Source organism: Pseudomonas sp. NPDC086581 (assembly GCF_044746165.1).
Lineage (GTDB): Bacteria > Pseudomonadota > Gammaproteobacteria > Pseudomonadales > Pseudomonadaceae > Pseudomonas.
On record NZ_JBIVBR010000034.1, the window covers coordinates 1 to 1382 of the forward strand.

Genomic DNA, 1382 nt, shown 5'->3' on the forward strand with positions numbered 1-1382 from the left:
CTCAGCCAGCCCTTCACCTACCGCATCGAATTCACCAGTACCCACCGCGATCTGCCTGCCGACACCTTCCTTTGCAAGGACGCCAGCTTCAGCCTGCGCGCGCCGCCCGAGCAATTGGGCATCCCCGGCTATACGCCGCCAATCGCTCCGCCCTTGCGTACGCTGTACGGCACGATCAGCCGCTTTTCCCTGCTGTCCATGTCAAGGGACGAATCCCGCTATGAGGTGACTTTCGTACCCCGCCTGACGCTGCTGGGCCTCGCCCGCCAGTACCGCATTTACCAGAACCAGAGCGTGCCGGAGATCGTCGAGCAGGTGCTGCGCCGTAACGACTTCGAAGGGCAGGATTTCCTCTTCGAACTGACCCGCGAGTATCCGCAACGCGAGCAGGTGATGCAGTACGGCGAGGATGATCTCGCCTTCATCCAGCGCCTGACGGCCGAAGTGGGCATCTGGTATCGCTTCTCGATGAACCCGGAGCTACGCATCGAGACGGTGGAGTTCCACGACGACCAGCGTCATTACCTGCCCGCGTCGCCCTTGCCATTGCGCCCGCTATCGTCGCTGGAATCCAGCGGCCGGGACGCCGTCTGGAGCCTGCAGAGCGGCCATGGACTGGTCATGCAACGAGTCAGCAATCGTGCCTACGACTACCGTGACGCTGGCGCTCAACTGGACGCCAGCGTCGACCTGCTCAAATCGCCGAAAACCACCTACGGCGAGGCCTACCTCTACGGCGAGCCGCATCAGACGCTGGGCGATGCCTACGCCCAGGATGAAGATCTGGAAAGCGAGAGCGGCTACTTCTACGCGCGCCTTGCCCACGAACGCTACCTCAATGCGCGCACGCGCCTGACCGGTTTCACCAGCAGTCCTACACTCCTTCCCGGACAGATAGTGAAACTCGACGGCGTAGGCAAACACTTCGCGCCGGGCGCGGTCATTATCCACATGCACAGCAGCGCCGCCCGCGACCGCAGCTTCGAGGTGCAGTTCGAGGCCATCCCCTACGACGAGCAGGTTTGCTTCCGCCCCGAAGTGCCGGCCAAACCGGTGATCGCCGGCACCCTTCCGGCCCGCGTCACCAGCCCCGAGCCGAACGACCTGTACGGTCACATCGACATGCAAGGCCGCTACAAGTGCCACTTCCTGTTCGACAGAGATACGTGGCCTGCCGGACGCGAATCACTCTGGCTCCGCCTGGCGCGCCCCTATAGTGGCGACACATATGGGATGCACTTCCCATTGGTCCAAGGCACCGAAGTGCGCATCGCCTTCGAAAACGGCGATCCCGACCGCCCCTACATCGCCCACGCCATCCACGACAGCCAGCACCCCGACCACGTCACCCTGAAGAACTACAAGCGCAACGTCCTGCGCAC

At 63.1% G+C, this 1382-nt stretch carries 1 protein-coding gene; it reads left to right on the top strand.

The genetic code is table 11. From position 1 onward, the window contains the following. A partial coding sequence (locus ACIPK7_RS29710; protein ID WP_401091926.1) for a type VI secretion system Vgr family protein occupies window positions 1-1382 on the top strand: 1382 nt, incomplete at both ends.